This is a genomic window from Nocardiopsis xinjiangensis YIM 90004, assembly GCF_000341145.1.
Classification (GTDB): domain Bacteria; phylum Actinomycetota; class Actinomycetes; order Streptosporangiales; family Streptosporangiaceae; genus Nocardiopsis; species Nocardiopsis xinjiangensis.
In genome coordinates this window covers 20,023-36,511 of the sequence record NZ_ANBE01000049.1, presented here as the reverse complement: position 1 = coordinate 36,511, position 16,489 = coordinate 20,023, and the positions used below count along the sequence as shown (strand labels likewise).

Sequence of the window (16,489 nt, the reverse complement as noted above, 5' to 3'; positions counted from 1 at the left end):
CCGCAGGCCCGGCCGAGCCCCAGAGCACGTGTCTTGGTGCCCGGCCCTCCGTGCGGCCGGGCAGGCCCGTCTTGCGGGGCCTGCCCGAGACCGGCTCTCATGTGCGCGTGGGACGCCAGCCGGCGGTGCAGCGTTCCACGAGCCCCGCGGCGGCGAGCACGCCGAGCGCCCGCATGGTGCCCTCCAGGTCCCCACCGCACTCGAGGGCGATGGAGGCGGTGCCGGCGCCGGTGCGGGGCACGGCAGCCAGTACACGTTCGGTCTCCGGGGACAGAACGGTCTCCACCCGCACCGGGCCGGAGGGCTCGGGTCCGGCGTCGCCTCCGAGGTACTCGAGCACGTCCGCCGCGCCGGTCACACAGAGCGCCCCGTGGTCCCGCACGAGCTGGTGGCACCCCACGGACAGGGCCGAGGTGACCGGGCCGGGGACCGCCATGACGGCGCGGCCCATGGAGGTGGCGTGTGTGGCGGTGTTGAGGGCTCCGCTGCGCCGGCCGGCCTCGATGACGACGGTGCCGGGGGTGAGGGCGGCGATGAGCCGGTTCCGGACGAGGAAGTCCCGCGCGCGGGGTGTGGCCCCGAGGGGGCGTTCACTCACCAGTACCCCGCGCCGGGACACGTCGGCGAAGAGCGCGGCGTGCCCGCGCGGGTAGTCCACGTCGAGCCCGCAGGCGAGCACGACCACGGTGGCGCCGACCGCGTGTGCCGCGCGGTGGGCGGCCCCGTCGATGCCGTAGGCGCCGCCGGACACGGTGATGACGGAGTGCTCGCCCAGGGAGTAGGCCATTTCGGAGGCGACGTGTTCGCCGTAGGAGGTCGCGGCCCTGGCCCCTACGAGCGCCACGGAGCGCAGGCACAGGTTGCGCAGGTCACCGCCGCCACGCACCCACAACCCGTAGGGCCCGGGGTCGAGCCCGTCCAGACGTCCGGGCCACTCGGGGTCGCCGGGGGCCACGAAGCGCACACCCATCTCCGCGGAGTCCCCGAGCAGGCCGTCGGGGTCGACCCGTTCGGCCCGGGTACGCCACCGCTTCCACGTGCGTTCCATCGCCGGACGGGCCTCGGGGTCGGCTTCGATGTCCACGGTGTCGGTGATCGGTGGGTCCTGTCCCCTGGCCAGCGCCGCCCACACGGGCGCGGCCCCGTGTTCGGCGAGCAGGTCCGCCAGCCACGTGTTGCCCGGCCCGGCCACCGCCGTCAGGCACGCCCGCGCCCGGACCTCGTCGTCCCTCTCACTCATCCCTGACACCTCCCGGTTCAACAAGCCCGTCCGGACCAGAGCGCGAACGCGTACGCGGTCTCCTCCTCGCCGGGGCGGTCCCGTTCGGCGAGATCGGCCAGGGTCCATGCCACACGCAGGGCACGGTCGACACCCCGCGCGCTGATCTGTCCCAGGTCCAGGGCCCGGCCCAGTACCCGCAGAGCCTCGGGACGTACGGGGAACTCGCGGCGCAGGCGTGTACCGGGCACGGCGGCGTTGGTGCGCCACGGGGTCCCGGCCAGCCGTTCAGCGGCCCGGGCGCGGGCGGCACGCACCCGGTCGGCGACCACCTCGGAGGGTTCGGCGAAGGACCGGTCGGCGAGCAGCTCGGCACGGGCCACGGGTTGCAGCTCCACCTTGAGGTCGATGCGGTCCAGCAGCGGCCCGGAGATCCGGGAGAAGTACCGGCGGCGTTCACCGGCGGGGCAGGTGCACAGCGCCCCGGGTTTTGCGCACGGGCAGGGGTTGGCTGCCATCACGAACTGGAACCGGGCGGGGAAGGTCACCGTGGAGGCCGCACGCGCGAGCACGACCTCCCCGCGTTCGAGGGGTTCGCGCAGGGAGTCCAGTACCCCGCGTCCGAACTGCGGCGCCTCGTCGACGAAGAGCACCCCGCGGTGGGCCTTGGACACCCAGCCGGGTGCGGCGTGGCCGCTGCCTCCGCCGATGATCGAGGCGCGGGTCGCGGTGTGGTGGGGCGCGGCGAACGGTGGAAGGGTGATCAGGGGCGCGTCGGGGGGCAGCGTGCCCGCCACGGAGTGGATCGCGGTGGCCTCCAGCGACTCGACCGGCCCCAGGCGCGGCAGCACGGTGGGCAGGCGCTCGGCGAGCAGGCTCTTCCCGGTTCCGGGAGAGCCGAGCATCATGAGATTGTGCCCTCCGGCGGCGGCGATCTCCACGGCGCGGCGGGCGACGGGCTGGCCGAGCACGTCGGCGAGGTCGGGCCCGTGCTCGCTCGGTCCGGGCCCGGTGATCTCCGGGGCCGGGCAGGAGGGTTCTCCCCCGCGCATCCAGTGGCACAGGTCGGCGAGGTCGGTGACGCCCACGACGTCCACGTCGGGTACCAGGCCGGCTTCGGCGAGGTTGCCGGGGGCGACCACGAAACGTTCGAATCCCTGTTCGGCCGCTGCCACGACGGCGGGCAGGACCCCGCGTACGGGCCGGACCCGGCCGTCGAGGCCGAGTTCGCCGATGAGTACGGTGTCGGTGAGGCGGTCGAGGGGCACGTCGCCCATGGCAGCCAGGAGCGCCCCGGCGATGGCCAGGTCGAACAGGCTCCCGGACTTGGGCAGGCTCGCCGGGGACAGGCTGACCACGACGGAGCCGGTGGGCCAGCGCTCCCCGCAGTTGACGAGGGCGGCCCGGATCCGGTCGCGGGCCTCGCGCAGAGCGGCGTCGGGCAGGCCCACGAGGGTCACGGAGTTCTCTCCTCCGCCGCCGAGGTCGACCTCGACCTCCACGACATGTCCGCGGACCCCGACCAGGGCCAGGCAGTGGGTGCGGGCGAAGCTCATCGGGCCGTCCCCCGTTCGTGGGAGAGGAAGACCCGGCCGCCCAGGAGCAGTACCGACACGGTGTCGACGCGGGTCCGGGCGGCGGGGACGCCGTACCGGTGCGCCCAGTAGCGTGCCAGGCGGTGCAGGCGGCGGCGTTTACCTTCGGTGACGGCGAGCGAGGGGTGTCCGCGCACCAGTGAGGTACGGGTCTTGACCTCGGCCGCGACCAACATCGGTCCGTCGCGGGCGAGCAGGTCGACCTCGCCCTCACTGTTCCACCGGTTGCGTGCGAGCACCTGCATGCCTTCACGGCTCAGGTGCCGTGCGGCCAGCTCCTCGCCCCGTCCGCCCACGTCGCGTCGGTACTTCGCCCTCGGATCCATCGGTGACCACCTCCGATCACCACGGTGAGTGATCGGAGGTGGTCCCGCCAGAGCCTCTTTTTTTCTGTGGACGGCGATGGTGGCCCGCGTTCGCCGTCCCGTGTGTCAGGACCGTTGAGAGGCCGGTCCCGCGGGTTCCGAAATCAGGCCTCGGGGCCGGACGACCCGGCGGGGTCGGTGGGCGGCAGCTCCAGATCGGACTTGGTGATCTCCTCGACGTTGACGTCCTTGAACGTCACCACGCGCACGTTGCGGACGAACCTGGCGGGCCGGTACATGTCCCAGACCCAGGCGTCCTCCATCGCGACCTCGAAGTACATCTCCCCGTTCTCGGTCGAACGCGGCTGGAGGTCCACGTGGTTGGTGAGGTAGAACCGGCGTTCCGTCTCCACGACATAGCTGAACAGCCCGACGACGTCCCGGTACTCGCGATAGAGCTGGAGCTCCATCTCGGCCTCGTACTTCTCCAAGTCCTCAGAACTCATGTGCGCGCTCGCTTTCGTCAGCACTCTCCGGTCTTGGTGCGCTCGGTTCCTCCGAGGTCCATCATGCGTCACGGGTCGGACCCGCGTCCCCCGGAGCGCGGATTTCCTTCGCCGGATCGGTCACCGTACCCGAGAATCCCCGGGGTGGGGAGCTCTGAGACCAGCCTCACCGCGGCCCTCGCCCTCTCCCCCGGACCGGCCTGCGGCGGTCACTTCTCGGCGGCCTCGATCTCGTCGAAGGCGGGCGGGACACCGAGCCCGCCCATCTGATCGAAGGGCCAGATGATGACGAACGCGCGGCCGACGACATGGTCGACGGACACGGCGCCGCCCCCGGGGTTGTTCTGGTTCATGCGGGAGTCGTAGGAGATCGAGCGGTGGTCACCCATGAGCCAGAGCTGGTCGTCGCCCAGTTCGATGGGGCCGAACTCGGTGTGGCTCTCGGTACTTCCCGGGTAGAGGTACTCGTCCTCGTCGAGGGGGACGCCGTTGACGAGGAGGCGGTTCTGTTCGTCGCAGCACTCGACGGTGTCGCCGGGCAGGCCGATGACCCGCTTGATGTACTCCTTGCCGGTGGGGGCAGCGCCGAGCTGCTGCTGCACCCACTGGAAGCCCCGTGCCACGGGGTTGGCGGGTTCGGGGACGTTCACGGAGTTGGGGTCGTCCCAGGAACCTTCACCGTCGAAGACCACGACCTCTCCGCGTTCGATGTCGCGGAGCTGGTAGACGACCTTGTTGACCAGCACCCGGTCACCGACGAGGAGGGTGTTCTCCATGGAGGTGGAGGGGATGTAGAACGCCTGCATCACAAAAGTGCGGATGACGAACGCCAGGACCAGAGCGATCGCGATGAGGATCGGCAGTTCCTTCCAGAAGGAACCCGAACCCTTTTTCTTCGTTCCGCTGTCGGACTTGCTCACCGTCTCCTCCGCCCTCTCCTCCGGCTCCGCAGGGCCGGTGTCACCACCCCCGGAGACACCTCTGGCTCCCGTGTGCCCGTCGGGTACGCGGGAGCCAGGGTCGGAGCCGTGCTCCTCCGGGCCTGGTCGGTCCGGGTTCTCATCGGGGAGCCCGTCCGAGCCGAGGTCCCTGTCGTCGTTGGTCATCAGTGCGAAAGCCTATCCGTTCTTCGACGGCAGTGGTGGCCTTCGTCACCGATGGGTCCGAACGGAGGCTACGACTTCTTGGGCTCGCGGCGCTCGCGGATACGAGCGGCCTTGCCGCGCAGGTGACGCAGGTAGTACAGCTTGGCACGACGCACGCGACCGCGGGCGACGACCTCGTACTTCTCGACCGCCGGGGTGTGGATCGGGAAGACCCGCTCCACACCGACGCCGTAGCTGACCTTGCGGATGGTGAAGGTCTCACGGTTGGCCGAACCCTGGCGGGCGATGACGACGCCCTTGAAGACCTGGGCACGGGTGCGGGTGCCCTCCGTCACGCGGACGTGGACGGCGAGCGTGTCACCGGGACGGAAGTCCGGGACGTCGGTGCGCAGCTGGGCCTTCTCCAGCTCCTGAATGGCGGTGTGCATCTGAAATCCTCATTGATAGCGCGCCGCGTCCTGTCCCCGCGGTCAGCGGGAAGGGGAGCGCGGGCGAGGCCCTGACACATGGGTCTGAACTGTCGGAACCCCGGGTGGCCGACACAGAGGCCGACGTCGGACCGCCGGCATGCGGATGCCACTGGCCACCAGGGGGGATCCCATCTAGTTTGCCACATGTTCTCCGCCGCCCGGAACGGGCCGTTCTGCGAGGACCTCCCGGTCACGGGCGTCGAAAGTCTCCTCGGACGCGGAGTCCAGCAGCTCGGGACGGTTGCGCACGGTCTTGCGCAGGGCCTCGTCCCGGCGCCAGCGGTCGACGGCGGCGTGGTTGCCCGACAGCAGCACCGGCGGGACCTCGTGACCGCGCCATTCGGCGGGTTTGGTGTAGACGGGACCCTCCACGAGGTGTTCCATGCCCCCGGAGGCGAAGGAGTCCTGCACGTGGGACTCGCGGTTGCCGAGCACCCCGGGCAACAGGCGTGTGATGGCCTCCACCATGACCAGGGTGGCCGACTCTCCTCCGTTGAGGACGTAGTCGCCGATGCTGATCTCCTCGACGGGCATGTGACGGGCGGCTTCCTCTGCCACACGCGAGTCGATGCCCTCGTAGCGCCCGCACCCGAAGACCAGGTGTTCCTGGCCGGCGAGCCGCTCGGCGTCGGCCTGACGGAAGGGGCGGCCACTGGGGCTGGGCACGATCAGGCGTGCGGGGCGTTCACCCACGACCTCGTCGAGGGCCTCGCCCCAGGGGCCGGGTTTCATGACCATGCCCGGACCGCCGCCGTAGGGGGTGTCGTCGACGGTGTTGTGCCGGTCGTGGGTCCAGGCGCGCAGGTCGTGCACCTGCATCTCGAGCAAGCCGGCGGCGCGGGCCTTGCCGATCAGGGACAGCTCGAGGGGCGCGAAGTAGTCGGGGAAGATGCTGATGATGTCGATGCGCACGGCGTACTCGTTCGCTCCGGTGGGATGGGCTCGGCGGGGCCGGCCGGCGGTCAGCGGTGCCGGTCACTCGGTCCGGTCGAGGTCGAGCAGCCCGGGCGGGGGGTCGATGACCAGGCGGCCGGCCTCCACATCGACCTCGGGCACGAGCGCCCCCACGAACGGGACGAGGGCCTCCTCACCGTCGGGGCGTTCCACGACCAGCACGTCCTGGGCGTGGTGGAGCACGTCGGCGACCTCACCGACCTGCTCGCCGCCGGTGGTGTGCACGGCCAGGCCGATGAGTTCGTGGTCGTGGAACTCGTCGGGGTCGCTCGGGGAAGCGACGTCGGCGGAGTCGACCAGCAGGACGGTGCCGCGCAGCGCCTCGGCGGCGTCGCGGTCGCCTACGCCCTGGAAACGCACGAGCATGCGCCCGCTGTGGTTGCGGGTGGAGGTGATGGTGAGCGGCCCGGTGGCTGCAGGGTCGGTGAGCAGCACCGAACCGTCGGCGAACCGTGCGCCGGGGTCGTCGGTGCGCACCTCCACGGTGACCTCACCGCGGATACCGTGGGCACGGCCGATCCGGCCGACGACGAGACGCATGTGGTTCTTTCCTTCCGTGGGCCCGTCCCCCGTACGGGGTCCGGGATGACAGCGCCCGGGGTCCGTCTCAGCGGGGTCCCCGGGCATGACTGCGGGGCGCCGACCTTCCCGGTCGACGCCCCGTGAGGCGGCTCAGCGCACCTCGTGCAGGTCCAGTAGGTCAACGCGTACATGGCGGCCGCCCGCGAGCGAACCGATCACGGTACGCAGCGCCCTGGCGGTCCGGCCGTTGCGGCCGATGACCTTGCCCAGGTCGTCCGGGTGGACCCGGACCTCGAGAACCTTGCCCTTGCGGAGCCTCTTGGTTCTCACCTGGACGTCGTCGGAGTTCGCAACGATCCCCTTCACGAGGTGCTCAAGCGCCTCTTCCAGCACGTCAGGCCTCGCCCTCGGACTTCTTGGCCTCGGCCTCCTCGGCGGGCTCGGCGGCCGCCGCCTTGTCAGCCTTCTTCTCGGTCTTCTTGGCCTTGGTCGACTTCTCCTGGCCGGGGAGCACGAGCTCCTTCAGCGCGGCCTGGAACTCGGCCTCCTTGGCCTCCGGGTCGGCCTTCTCCGGCACCTGGAGCGGCGCCGGGGCGGCCAGGCCCTTGAACTTCTGCCAGTCACCCGTCTTGCGAAGGAGGGCCTTCACCGGCTCGGTGGGCTGAGCGCCCACGGACAGCCAGTACTGAGCACGCTCCGAGTTGATCTCGATGAAGCTCGGGTGCTCCTTCGGGTGGTACGTGCCGATCTCCTCGATCGCCCTGCCGTCACGCTTGTTGCGGGCGGAGGCGACGATGACACGGTACTGGGGCGTACGGATCTTACCCATACGCTTGAGCTTCAGTTTGACAGCCACTGGAGTGGTCTTCTCCCGGATACGGTGTTGAGCGCCCGACCGAGGGCCGCGTGGGGCACGGCATCCGACCGGACATGACGTGGGTGGCGAACAAGATTAGAGGGTCGGCCCGTCCACCGTTAGTCGACTCCTCATTGTGCCAGACGTCGACGACTTCCTTCGCCAGGTCGGCGGCGCGTCCGCGTCACACCGTCGGAATCGGCGACGGGCCGGCCGGAGGTCCGACCGGCCCGTGTCCGCTACTTGTTCTTCGGGAGCTTGAAGTTCGAGAGGTCCGGCATGTTCGAACCTCCCAGCCCCGGGGGCAGCTGCCCGGAACCGCCGCCGCCCAGGCCCGGGGGCAGATCAGGCATCTGCTGACCGCCGCCCTCCTCCTGGCGTCGCTTGCGCTCGGCCTCGCGGTCCGCCTCCTGCTGACGGGCCTTCATGGGGTTACCGCTGCGCTGCTTGCCCTTCTTGTCCTTCTTCTTCTGCTTCTTCTTGGCGGCGCCGCCACCGCCACCGCCACCAGCACCGCCGCCACCGGGCATGCCCGGCATGCCGGGCATGCCGCCGCCCTTCTTCATCTTGCGCATCATCTTCTGCGCCTCGAAGAAGCGGGTGACCAGACCGTTGACGTCGCTGACCTCGCTACCGGAACCCTTCGCGATCCGAAGACGGCGCGAACCGTTGATGATCTTGGGGTTGGCGCGCTCGGCCGGGGTCATCGACTGGATGACCGCCTGGATGCGGTCGATGTCCTTGTCGTCGATGCCCTCGATCTGCTCGCGCATCTGCCCCATGCCGGGCATCATCCCGAGCAGGTTGCCGATGGGGCCGAGCTTGCGGACCATCGACATCTGCTGGAGGAAGTCGTCCAACGTGAAGTCGTCGTCCGAGGCCATGGACGAGGCCATCTTCTCGACCTCGGACTCGTCGAACGTGCGCTGCGCCTGCTCGATGAGCGTGAGCACGTCACCCATGTCCAGGATGCGCGAGGCCATCCGGTCAGGGTGGAAGAGATCGAAGTCGTCCAGCTTCTCGCCGGTGGAGGCGAACATGATGGGACGACCGGTGATGTGCCGGATCGACAGTGCCGCACCGCCGCGGGCGTCGCCGTCGAGCTTGGTGAGCGCCACCGCGTCGTAACCGACACCGTCGAGGAAGGCCTGCGCGGTGTTGACCGCGTCCTGACCGATCATCGCGTCGACGACGAAGAGGATCTCGTCGGGCGAGNAGGCGACGCGGAGACGGCCGGCGGTGTCGATGACGACCACATTGTGGTTGTTGTGGCGGGCGTGCTCGATGGAGGCCCGTGCGACCTCGACGGGGTCACCCACACCGTTACCGGGTTCGGGGGCGAACACGGGCGTGCTCGCGCGCTCACCGACCACCTGCAACTGGGTGACGGCGTTGGGGCGCTGGAGGTCGGCGGCGACCAGGAGCGGGGTGTTGCGCTCGGCGGACAGCCAGCGCGCGAGCTTGCCCGCCAGGGTGGTCTTACCGGCGCCCTGAAGACCCGCGAGCATGATCACCGTCGGCGGGTTCTTGGCGAACCGGATCTGCCGGGTCTCGCCACCGAGGATCTCGACCAGTTCCTCGTTGACGATCTTGATGACCTGCTGGGCAGGGTTGAGCGCCTTGGAAACCTCTTCGCCGCGGGCCCGCTCCTTGATCCGCGCGATGAATTCGCGGACCACCGGTAGAGCGACGTCCGCCTCGAGCAGCGCGAGACGGATCTCGCGCGAAGTCGCGTTGATGTCCTCCTCGGACAGCCGCCCCTTGCCGCGCAGCGAGGAGAAGACCGATGTCAGCCGGTCGGAAAGCGTCTCGAACACGAGTTTGGCCAGTCCTTCGTCTCGGAATTGATCTCCCAGCCTACCCGCCCGGAGCCACCCTCCAGAATACCGAGACGGCGGACGGTGCGGCCTCTTCACATGTCGGCGGCCCCGTGTACCGGTCACGGGGCCGCCGGCGCGGTCTCACACGGGCGCGCTCCTGGGGCGGAGATCAGTCCTCCTGGTCGCCGTCCCCGTCGTCGGCGCCCTCGGTCTCCTCGGCTCCGCCGTCGAGGGTGGCCTCGCGCTGCTCCTCCAGAGCGGCGAGCATCTCCTCCTGCTGGCCGCCGGTCAGGCCGCGGGTGACCAGCTGGGCCTCACCGCCGATCTCGTAGGACTGCTCGGTCTGGCTGACGATGTTGTAGTCGGCCTCGCAGGACAGCTCGAGGCTCTCACCCGCCTCGAGAGTTCCGCTGTCGTCGCACTCCTGGTCACCGATGTCGTCGTTGGTGAAGGTCACGTCCATGCGGACGGACACGTTCCCGACACCGTCGCCACCCGCGTCGTGGACGGTTCCGGTCCAGGTGCACAGCGGACCGGCCTCGCAGTCCATCTCGGGTGAACCGGACCAGCCGATCTCCACCCGGGCGTCACGGGAGCCGGTGAGCTCGTCCTCGGCAGTAGTGACCAGGCCCTCGTAGAGCTCGTTGACGGCGGCCTCGTCGGCCTCGGCCAGGTCCAGGCGCACCTGCGGTCCGGCGTCGGCGTCCTCGGGGGCCAGCTCCTCGATCTCCACGCGCTTGATCTGCTCGGTCTCGGCATCGATCCAGAGCTGGTTGCGCTCCCCGGCCAGGTCGATCTTGTGGGTGAGCTCGCCGTCGAGGTTCTCCTCCTCGGCCTCCTCGCCCTCCACACCGATGTCCTCGATGATCTGGGCCAGGGCCGGCGGGGCGAGGGAGGAGGCGGGGTTGACCCCCACCTGGGTGACGTTGGAGCGCACCCAGTTGTCCTCGAAGTCGTCGAAGTCCGGGCCGAAGACACCCTTGTCGAGCCAGAAACTCTCGGCGGCCTTGACGTAGAGCTTCTCGTCGGCCTGGGCGACCTCGGCCTCGGCCTCGTTGAGCCGCAGGGTCCCGTTGGCCGCACCGCCGTCGGCGACGGTGAGCGAGGCGTCCTGCACGTCGGCCCCGACGCTCTCCGCGATCTGGCCGTCGACGACCAGCGCCGGGTACTCGGCCAGGTCGGCCAACGCGCTCTCCAGGAGCGGTTCCGCGGGGACCGGCTCGGTCTCCTCGGCGGCGGACCCGTCCTCCTCGTCACCGCCCGGGGCCAGGTGGCTCAGGTCGATCGAACACCCGGCCAGGCCGAGCGCGGCGACAGCGCTCGTCGCCGCGAGCAGCCACCGCCCGCTTCTGCGACCCCTGCTGTGACTAACCGGCGCCATGTTGCCTCCTGTCCCCGCTTTCGTGGGGCACTGTACGAATGAGCGTGAGTGGTGGGGTGGGCGGCGAGGCAGCGGTGTGCCCGCCCGTCCATGACGTCTGATGCCGACGCGGGCCCCGCGGTTGCAGCTTCCGGCGCCTCGTCCCCGGGCGCGTGCATGAGCCGGGACGGTCCGCCGCCGAAGCCGTGTGTGGGACCCTCCGGGCGGCCGACCCTACGCCTCACCGATCAGAAAGCGTACCGAACGAACGGTACCGGGATCCCCGCCGACCGGATCCGGCCACCCCCGGCGGCGACGGCGGCGGTGCCCGCGAACACCGGAGGGCCGGTGGGAGCTCCCGCTCCCACCGGCCCTGGTTCGTCCCACCGCTTGTCATGGTCCGGGTCCGGACACCTCTCCGTCGAGGCTCAGGCCCCGGACCGCGGCGGGACCGTCTCCCCGCCCGGAGGCGCAGACGAGGAGACCGCTTCTTCGCCGAGCCCGGCCGGCTCGCCCAAGGTGTAGGCCGACTCGGCGTGCAGCTCGTGGTCGAGGCCGTTGGTCTCGACCTCCTCGGCGATACGGAAGCCGATGCCGAGGTCGACGACCTTGGCGATGATCCAGGTGACCACGAAGCTGTAGGCGATCACGCCGAGGACCGAGACGGCCTGGGCGAGGAGCAGACCGATGCCGCCGCCGTGGAGCAGCCCGGCCGTCCCCTCGCCCGGAACGGCGGAACTGGCCAGGAAGCCCAGGGCGAGGCAGCCGACGATGCCGCCGACCAGGTGGATGCCGACGACGTCGAGGGCGTCGTCGTACTTGAATTTGAACTTCCAGCTGATCGCGTAGGCGCAGACCGCGCCGGAGAGCGCGCCGACAACGATCGAGCCGACGGGGGTGACGTCGGCGGCGGCGGGGGTGATGGCGACCAGGCCGGCGATGGCTCCGGAGGCGAACCCGAGCGCGCTGACCTTGCCGTTGCGCAGACGCTCGACCAGCATCCACGAAGCCGTGGCGGCGGCGGTGGCGGCCTGGGTGTTGACCAGGGCCAGGGCGGCCTCCTCGTTGGCGCCGTAGGCCGAGCCGCCGTTGAAGCCGAACCAGCCGAACCACAGGAGGGCAGCGCCCAGGAGCACGAACGGGAGGTTGTGCGGGCGCATCGCTCCCGAGCCGAAGCCCTTGCGGCGGCCGAGCACGATGACCAGGGCCAGGGCCGCGGCGCCGCCGTTGATGTGGACCGCTGTGCCGCCTGCGAAGTCGATGACCTCGGGCAGGCCGGTGAACTCGTGCAGGCGGGCGATCCAGCCCTCGCCCCAGACCCAGTGGGCCACGGGGAAGTAGACCAGAAGCGCCCAGACGGGGGCGAAGAGCAGCCAGGCACCGAACTTGGCGCGGTCGGCGATCGCGCCGCTGATGAGCGCGACGGTGATCACCGCGAACATCATCTGGAAGCCGGCGTCGACCAGGAGCGGGTAACCCCCCTCCTCGTCGACCTCGGTGATGATGCTGCTCAACCCGATCTGGTCGAATCCGCCGATGAAGAGTCCGAGTGGCCCGTGACCGGGGGCGTACGTGAGTGAGTGGCCCACGACGACCCAGAGCACACTGACCACGGCGATGGATCCGAAGCTCATCAGCATCATGTTCAGCACACTCTTGGCTCGGGACATACCGCCGTAGAAGAACGCCAGGCCCGGTGTCATGAGCATCACCAGCGCGGCGCTCATCAGCAACCACGCGGTGTTACCGGTGTCGATCATGTCTTCGCCTCCAGGGACGGACCGTCGGGAGCATCGATGAGCGACGGTCGGCAGGCGCGCCATCGGGCCCGACGCCATCACCACGGAAGCCACGGTCCACCCGGGGTGTTTCCCGGCTGCATTCGGTGTGTTGCCCCGGCGTAAATGAACGGGCCCGGTCATTAACTCGCCGTGAACACGGGTGCGCTCGTGAACGGCTGCCGCTGTGAACCCGCCCGCACGAAAGGAGGCCGCCGTCGCGTGGACGGCGGCCTCCTGCCGCGCTCGTCGTTCCTGCGGCCCGGACCGCATCCGGCCGGTGCCCGTCTCCGCTCCGGGGCCGGTCCCCGGAGGGCCCTACTCCTGGGTGAGGAGGGCGTCGACGAAGACCTCGGGGTCGAAGGGGGCCAGGTCGTCGGGGCCCTCGCCCAGACCCACGAGCTTGACCGGTACACCCAGTTCCCGCTGGACCTGGACGATGATGCCGCCCTTGGCGGTGCCGTCCAGCTTGGTCAGTGCGATGCCGGTGATGTTGACGACCTCGGCGAAGACCCGTGCCTGGCGCAGACCGTTCTGTCCGGTCGTGGCGTCCAGCACCAGCAGGACCTCGTCGACCCGGGACTTCTTCTCCACGACCCGCTTGACCTTGCCGAGCTCGTCCATGAGCCCGGTCTTGGTGTGCAGGCGGCCGGCGGTGTCGATGATGACGGTGTCGGCGCCCTCCTCGGCTCCGCGCGCGACCGTGTCGAAGGCGACACTGGCCGGGTCGGCACCCTCCTCCTTGCTCACGACCGGGGCACCCACACGGCCGCCCCAGGTCTGGAGCTGTTCCGTGGCGGCGGCGCGGAAGGTGTCGGCCGCGCCGAGCACGACGCTGCGGCCGTCACCGATCAGGACCCGGGCGAGCTTGCCGGTGGTGGTGGTCTTGCCGGTGCCGTTGACCCCCACGACCATGATCACGGCAGGGCGCTCGCCGTGGGGTTCGGTGCGCACGGTGCGGTCGGTGTCGCCGCCGAGCTGGGCGAGCAGTTCCTCCCGCAGGAGTCCGCGCACGTCGTCGGGGCCGCGGGTGCCCAGCACCTTGACGCGGGTACGCAGGTTCTCCACGATCTGGGTCGCCGACGTCACGCCGATGTCGGCGGTGATGAGGGTGTCCTCGATCTCTTCCCAGGTGTCCTCGGTCAGGGAATCGGAGGAGAGCAGGTTGAGCAGCCCCTGGCCCAGGGAGTTCTGGGAACGGGCCAGCCGCTGCCGCAGGCGCACCATGCGTCCGGCCGAGGGCGGAGGGGTCTCCAGTTCGGGGGCCGCCGGCTCGGCCTCCGGCTCCTCCACGGTCTCCGCGGGCACGGGCGGCGCCTGCGCAGGCGGGGTGGCGACGGTGCCCTCGTCGCGTTCCCGGTCCTCCTCGGGGGGTGCCGCCGTGGCCCCCCCGGTGACCTCGGGCTTGGTCTCGTCCTTGCCCGGCGTGACCGAGCGTTGGCTCCTGACCAGGAAGAATCCGCCGACGGCGAGGAGCACGACGACGAGGGCGATGGCTGCGAGCAAGGTGATGTCCATAGCTCGGACAGTCTTTCAGAGTGCCGGACGCCTTCGCACCACACAGGCCCGGCGGGCGTCCCGGCCTCAGGTGGCGCGGTGGCGGGTCGCACGCAGGATGAGCACGAAGAAGGGCGCGCCCAGGAAAGCGGTGACCACACCGATGGGAAGTTCGGCCGGGGCCACGAGGGTGCGGGCGGCGATGTCGACCAACACCATGAACGCCCCGCCGACGACGACGGTGACGGGCAGGATCGCGCGGTAGTTGGATCCCACCAGGCGGCGCACGATGTGGGGCACGACGATGCCGACGAACCCGATGAGCCCGCTGACCGAGACGGCGGCGGCGGTGGCCAGGGAGGCGGCGAAGATGACGACGATCCGTACCAGTGTCGGGTGCAGGCCCAGGCTGACGGCCTTGTCGTCGCCGAGCGCGAGCATGTCGAGCAGATATCCGCAGGCCAGCAAGGCCACGAGACCGACCATCGCGTAGGGCAGCACGAGCCGCACGTCGTCCCAGCCGCCGCGTCCCAGGCTTCCGAGCAGCCACGAGTAGATCTGTTGGAGCTGGTCGATCCCCATCTGTTGGACGAGGGTCTGGGCGGCCGAAAGGAACGAGGAGACCGCCACCCCCGCCAACAGGAGCGCCGCGGTGCCCCCTCCCCCTGCGGTCGAGCCCAGCAGGTAGGCGGAGAACACGCCCGCGAGCGCACCGATGAAGGCGGCCACGGGCACCATCGCGCGCGTGCTGTCGAACCATTCCGAGCCGAAGACCATGACCAGGGTCGCGCCCAGGCCCGCACCGGCCGCCGCTCCCAGCAGGAACGGGTCGGCGAGCGGGTTGCGGAACACGCCCTGGTAGGCGCCGCCGGCGGTGGCGAGCAGGGCGCCCACGAGCAGACCCATGACCACACGCGGCAGGCGCAGTTCGAGGAGCAGGGCCTCCTCCCGTTCGGTGAGCGGGGACTCCGTGCCGGCCGAGAGGAGGCTGAACACGTGCCGGGCGATGTCGGCGGCCGAGACCGAGGCCGCGCCGGCGCTGACGCCGCACAGGACCGCGGCCGCGAGCAGGACCAGGCCGCCCAGGACCCACTTCGTGGGAAATCCGGCACCGCCCTTCATTTGGCCGCGTTCAGCGGACACCGCAACCTGCTGCGCGTCGCCCCAGCGGCACTCTCGCTGTGTTCTCATCAGTCGGCAGGGGCCCACCCTGACTCCTTCTTCGGTCTTGCGATAGCACCACTGGATACGCCGCTCGCGACGGAAGGCGTCCACCGAACACGGCCTAGGCCCCTGCCTGTTCCCGGACGGCGTCGCCGACGGACTCGGTCAGTTCGACCACGCGCGGCCCCCAGCGGGAGGAGATGTCGGGGTCGAGCGTGTGGACACCGCCCTCGGCCACGGCGGTGACGGTGCCGAAGGCGGGGCGCTGCTCGAGCTCCTCGACGGCGTTCTCGTCGCCGTAGGCGAGGAAGATGAGATCGGCGTCCTCCTCCACGACGTACTCGGCGGACAGCTGCGGGTACCCGCCCGCGCTGCCGTCGTCGGCGTCGTCGGCGATGTTGGTCAGGCCGAACATGGAGTAGATCTGGCCGATGAAGGTCTCCGAGGTCACCGAGTAGAGGCCATCGTCGAGTTCGTGGTAGACGCTCATCGGTTCGGCGTCACCGGTCTCGGCGCACACTTCCTCGACCGTCGAGGTGATCTCGGACTCGACGCGGTCGGCCTCGGCGTCGGCGTCCTCGGTCCGTCCGGTGGCGTCGCCGAGCAGGCGGAGCTGGGCGTAGGTGCCCTCGAGGTCCTGTGCGGCGTTCAGTACCAGGGCGGGCACGTCGATCGAGTCGAGCTGGTCGGCGAGGTCGATGTGCTCGCTGCCGAGGACCACGAGGTCGGGGTCGTACTCGGCGATCGCCTCGACGCTGGGCTCGTAGCCGCTCAGGTCGGTGACGGGCGCCTCCTCGGGGTAGTAGGAGTACTCGTCGACCGCTTCGACCTGGTCGCCGGCCTCGATGGCGAACAGCATCTCGGTGTGGGTGGGTGAGAGGGAGACGATGCGCTCGGGCGCGGACTCGACCTCGAGCCCGCCGTTGTCGTCCTCGACCGTGGCGGGGAAGGTGCCGTCGCCGACCTCGGGACGGTCCGGGTCGGGCTCGGGGGGAGCGCAGGCGAGGTCGGCCGCTTCGTCCCGGGGTTCGTCATCGGTGGCGCTGTCGTCGGTTCCGCAGGCGGTCAGGACGAGGGCGGCGCCGAGCAGTACTGCGGGCAGTCTGCGTGCTGTACGCACGATGCTCCTTGCATACCAGGGGAAGGAGCACGGCCCGGTTCACCAGACGGCCTGTCCTTCCCACGAGGACGGGGACGTCGGCACCGGCGAGGCGACCTGGCTCGTCCCCTCCGCGCGGAGGGGCCTCACAGTTGCGGGACAGCGCCGGGTTGGGGCCGGGTGTGCGGGTGGCCCCCTGACCGGACTTCGCTCGTTCGGTGCCGTTCGGGCCGATGTG

Annotated in this window: 16 protein-coding genes; all 16 read right to left on the bottom strand. The window is 70.3% G+C overall.

What is annotated here, in order from left to right; genetic code table 11:
• Positions 1-97: 97 nt before the first annotated feature.
• Positions 98-1,240, bottom strand: coding sequence for a DNA-processing protein DprA (locus tag D473_RS0121080; protein WP_017611023.1), 1,143 nt, complete (start codon positions 1,238-1,240; stop codon positions 98-100).
• Positions 1,241-1,257: 17 nt separating this feature from the next.
• A complete protein-coding gene (locus tag D473_RS0121075) occupies positions 1,258-2,775 on the bottom strand; it encodes a YifB family Mg chelatase-like AAA ATPase (protein ID WP_017611022.1) in 1,518 nt (505 codons plus the stop codon).
• Positions 2,772-3,140, bottom strand: a complete 369-nt coding sequence (locus D473_RS0121070) for a YraN family protein (RefSeq protein WP_017611021.1) — start codon at positions 3,138-3,140, stop codon at positions 2,772-2,774. Before D473_RS0121070 ends, D473_RS0121075 begins: the two co-directional genes overlap by 4 nt.
• A 143-nt stretch (positions 3,141-3,283) precedes the next feature.
• On the bottom strand, positions 3,284-3,625 hold the full coding sequence (locus tag D473_RS0121065; RefSeq protein WP_017611020.1) for a DUF2469 domain-containing protein: 342 nt from the start codon (positions 3,623-3,625) through the stop codon (positions 3,284-3,286).
• 209 nt (positions 3,626-3,834) lie between these two features.
• On the bottom strand, positions 3,835-4,731 hold the full coding sequence (gene lepB, locus D473_RS0121060; RefSeq protein WP_017611019.1) for a signal peptidase I: 897 nt from the start codon (positions 4,729-4,731) through the stop codon (positions 3,835-3,837).
• A gap of 68 nt (positions 4,732-4,799) precedes the next feature.
• Positions 4,800-5,159 (bottom strand): 50S ribosomal protein L19, encoded by a 360-nt coding sequence (rplS, locus tag D473_RS0121055; RefSeq protein ID WP_017611018.1) that lies wholly within the window; start codon positions 5,157-5,159, stop codon positions 4,800-4,802.
• 174 nt (positions 5,160-5,333) lie between these two features.
• Positions 5,334-6,113 carry a tRNA (guanosine(37)-N1)-methyltransferase TrmD gene (trmD, locus tag D473_RS0121050; protein ID WP_017611017.1) on the bottom strand — a complete coding sequence of 260 codons (780 nt, stop codon included), beginning with the start codon at positions 6,111-6,113 and terminating at the stop codon, positions 5,334-5,336.
• A gap of 63 nt (positions 6,114-6,176) precedes the next feature.
• Entirely contained in the window at positions 6,177-6,695 is a 519-nt protein-coding gene (gene rimM / locus D473_RS0121045) for a ribosome maturation factor RimM (protein ID WP_017611016.1), read from the bottom strand.
• 132 nt (positions 6,696-6,827) lie between these two features.
• Positions 6,828-7,070 (bottom strand): RNA-binding protein, encoded by a 243-nt coding sequence (locus D473_RS0121040; protein WP_017576214.1) that lies wholly within the window; start codon positions 7,068-7,070, stop codon positions 6,828-6,830.
• 1 nt (position 7,071) lies between these two features.
• On the bottom strand, positions 7,072-7,533 hold the full coding sequence (gene rpsP / locus D473_RS0121035; RefSeq protein ID WP_017611015.1) for a 30S ribosomal protein S16: 462 nt from the start codon (positions 7,531-7,533) through the stop codon (positions 7,072-7,074).
• 239 nt (positions 7,534-7,772) lie between these two features.
• Positions 7,773-9,350 carry a signal recognition particle protein gene (gene ffh, locus D473_RS0121030; protein ID WP_017611014.1) on the bottom strand — a complete coding sequence of 526 codons (1,578 nt, stop codon included), beginning with the start codon at positions 9,348-9,350 and terminating at the stop codon, positions 7,773-7,775.
• A gap of 172 nt (positions 9,351-9,522) precedes the next feature.
• Positions 9,523-10,734: a hypothetical protein gene (locus D473_RS0121025; RefSeq protein WP_017611013.1), complete on the bottom strand. Its 1,212-nt coding sequence runs from the start codon at positions 10,732-10,734 to the stop codon at positions 9,523-9,525.
• Between the two features lie 407 nt (positions 10,735-11,141).
• The gene (locus D473_RS0121020; RefSeq protein ID WP_017611012.1) at positions 11,142-12,473 is read right to left on the bottom strand and encodes an ammonium transporter; all 1,332 of its coding nucleotides are present in this window, start codon (positions 12,471-12,473) and stop codon (positions 11,142-11,144) included.
• 336 nt (positions 12,474-12,809) lie between these two features.
• Positions 12,810-14,009, bottom strand: a complete 1,200-nt coding sequence (ftsY, locus tag D473_RS0121015; RefSeq protein ID WP_017611011.1) for a signal recognition particle-docking protein FtsY — start codon at positions 14,007-14,009, stop codon at positions 12,810-12,812.
• Between the two features lie 66 nt (positions 14,010-14,075).
• Entirely contained in the window at positions 14,076-15,110 is a 1,035-nt protein-coding gene (locus D473_RS0121010; protein ID WP_017611010.1) for a FecCD family ABC transporter permease, read from the bottom strand.
• Positions 15,111-15,273: 163 nt separating this feature from the next.
• Positions 15,274-16,272: an ABC transporter substrate-binding protein gene (locus D473_RS0121005; RefSeq protein WP_017611009.1), complete on the bottom strand. Its 999-nt coding sequence runs from the start codon at positions 16,270-16,272 to the stop codon at positions 15,274-15,276.
• Positions 16,273-16,489: the final 217 nt, after the last annotated feature.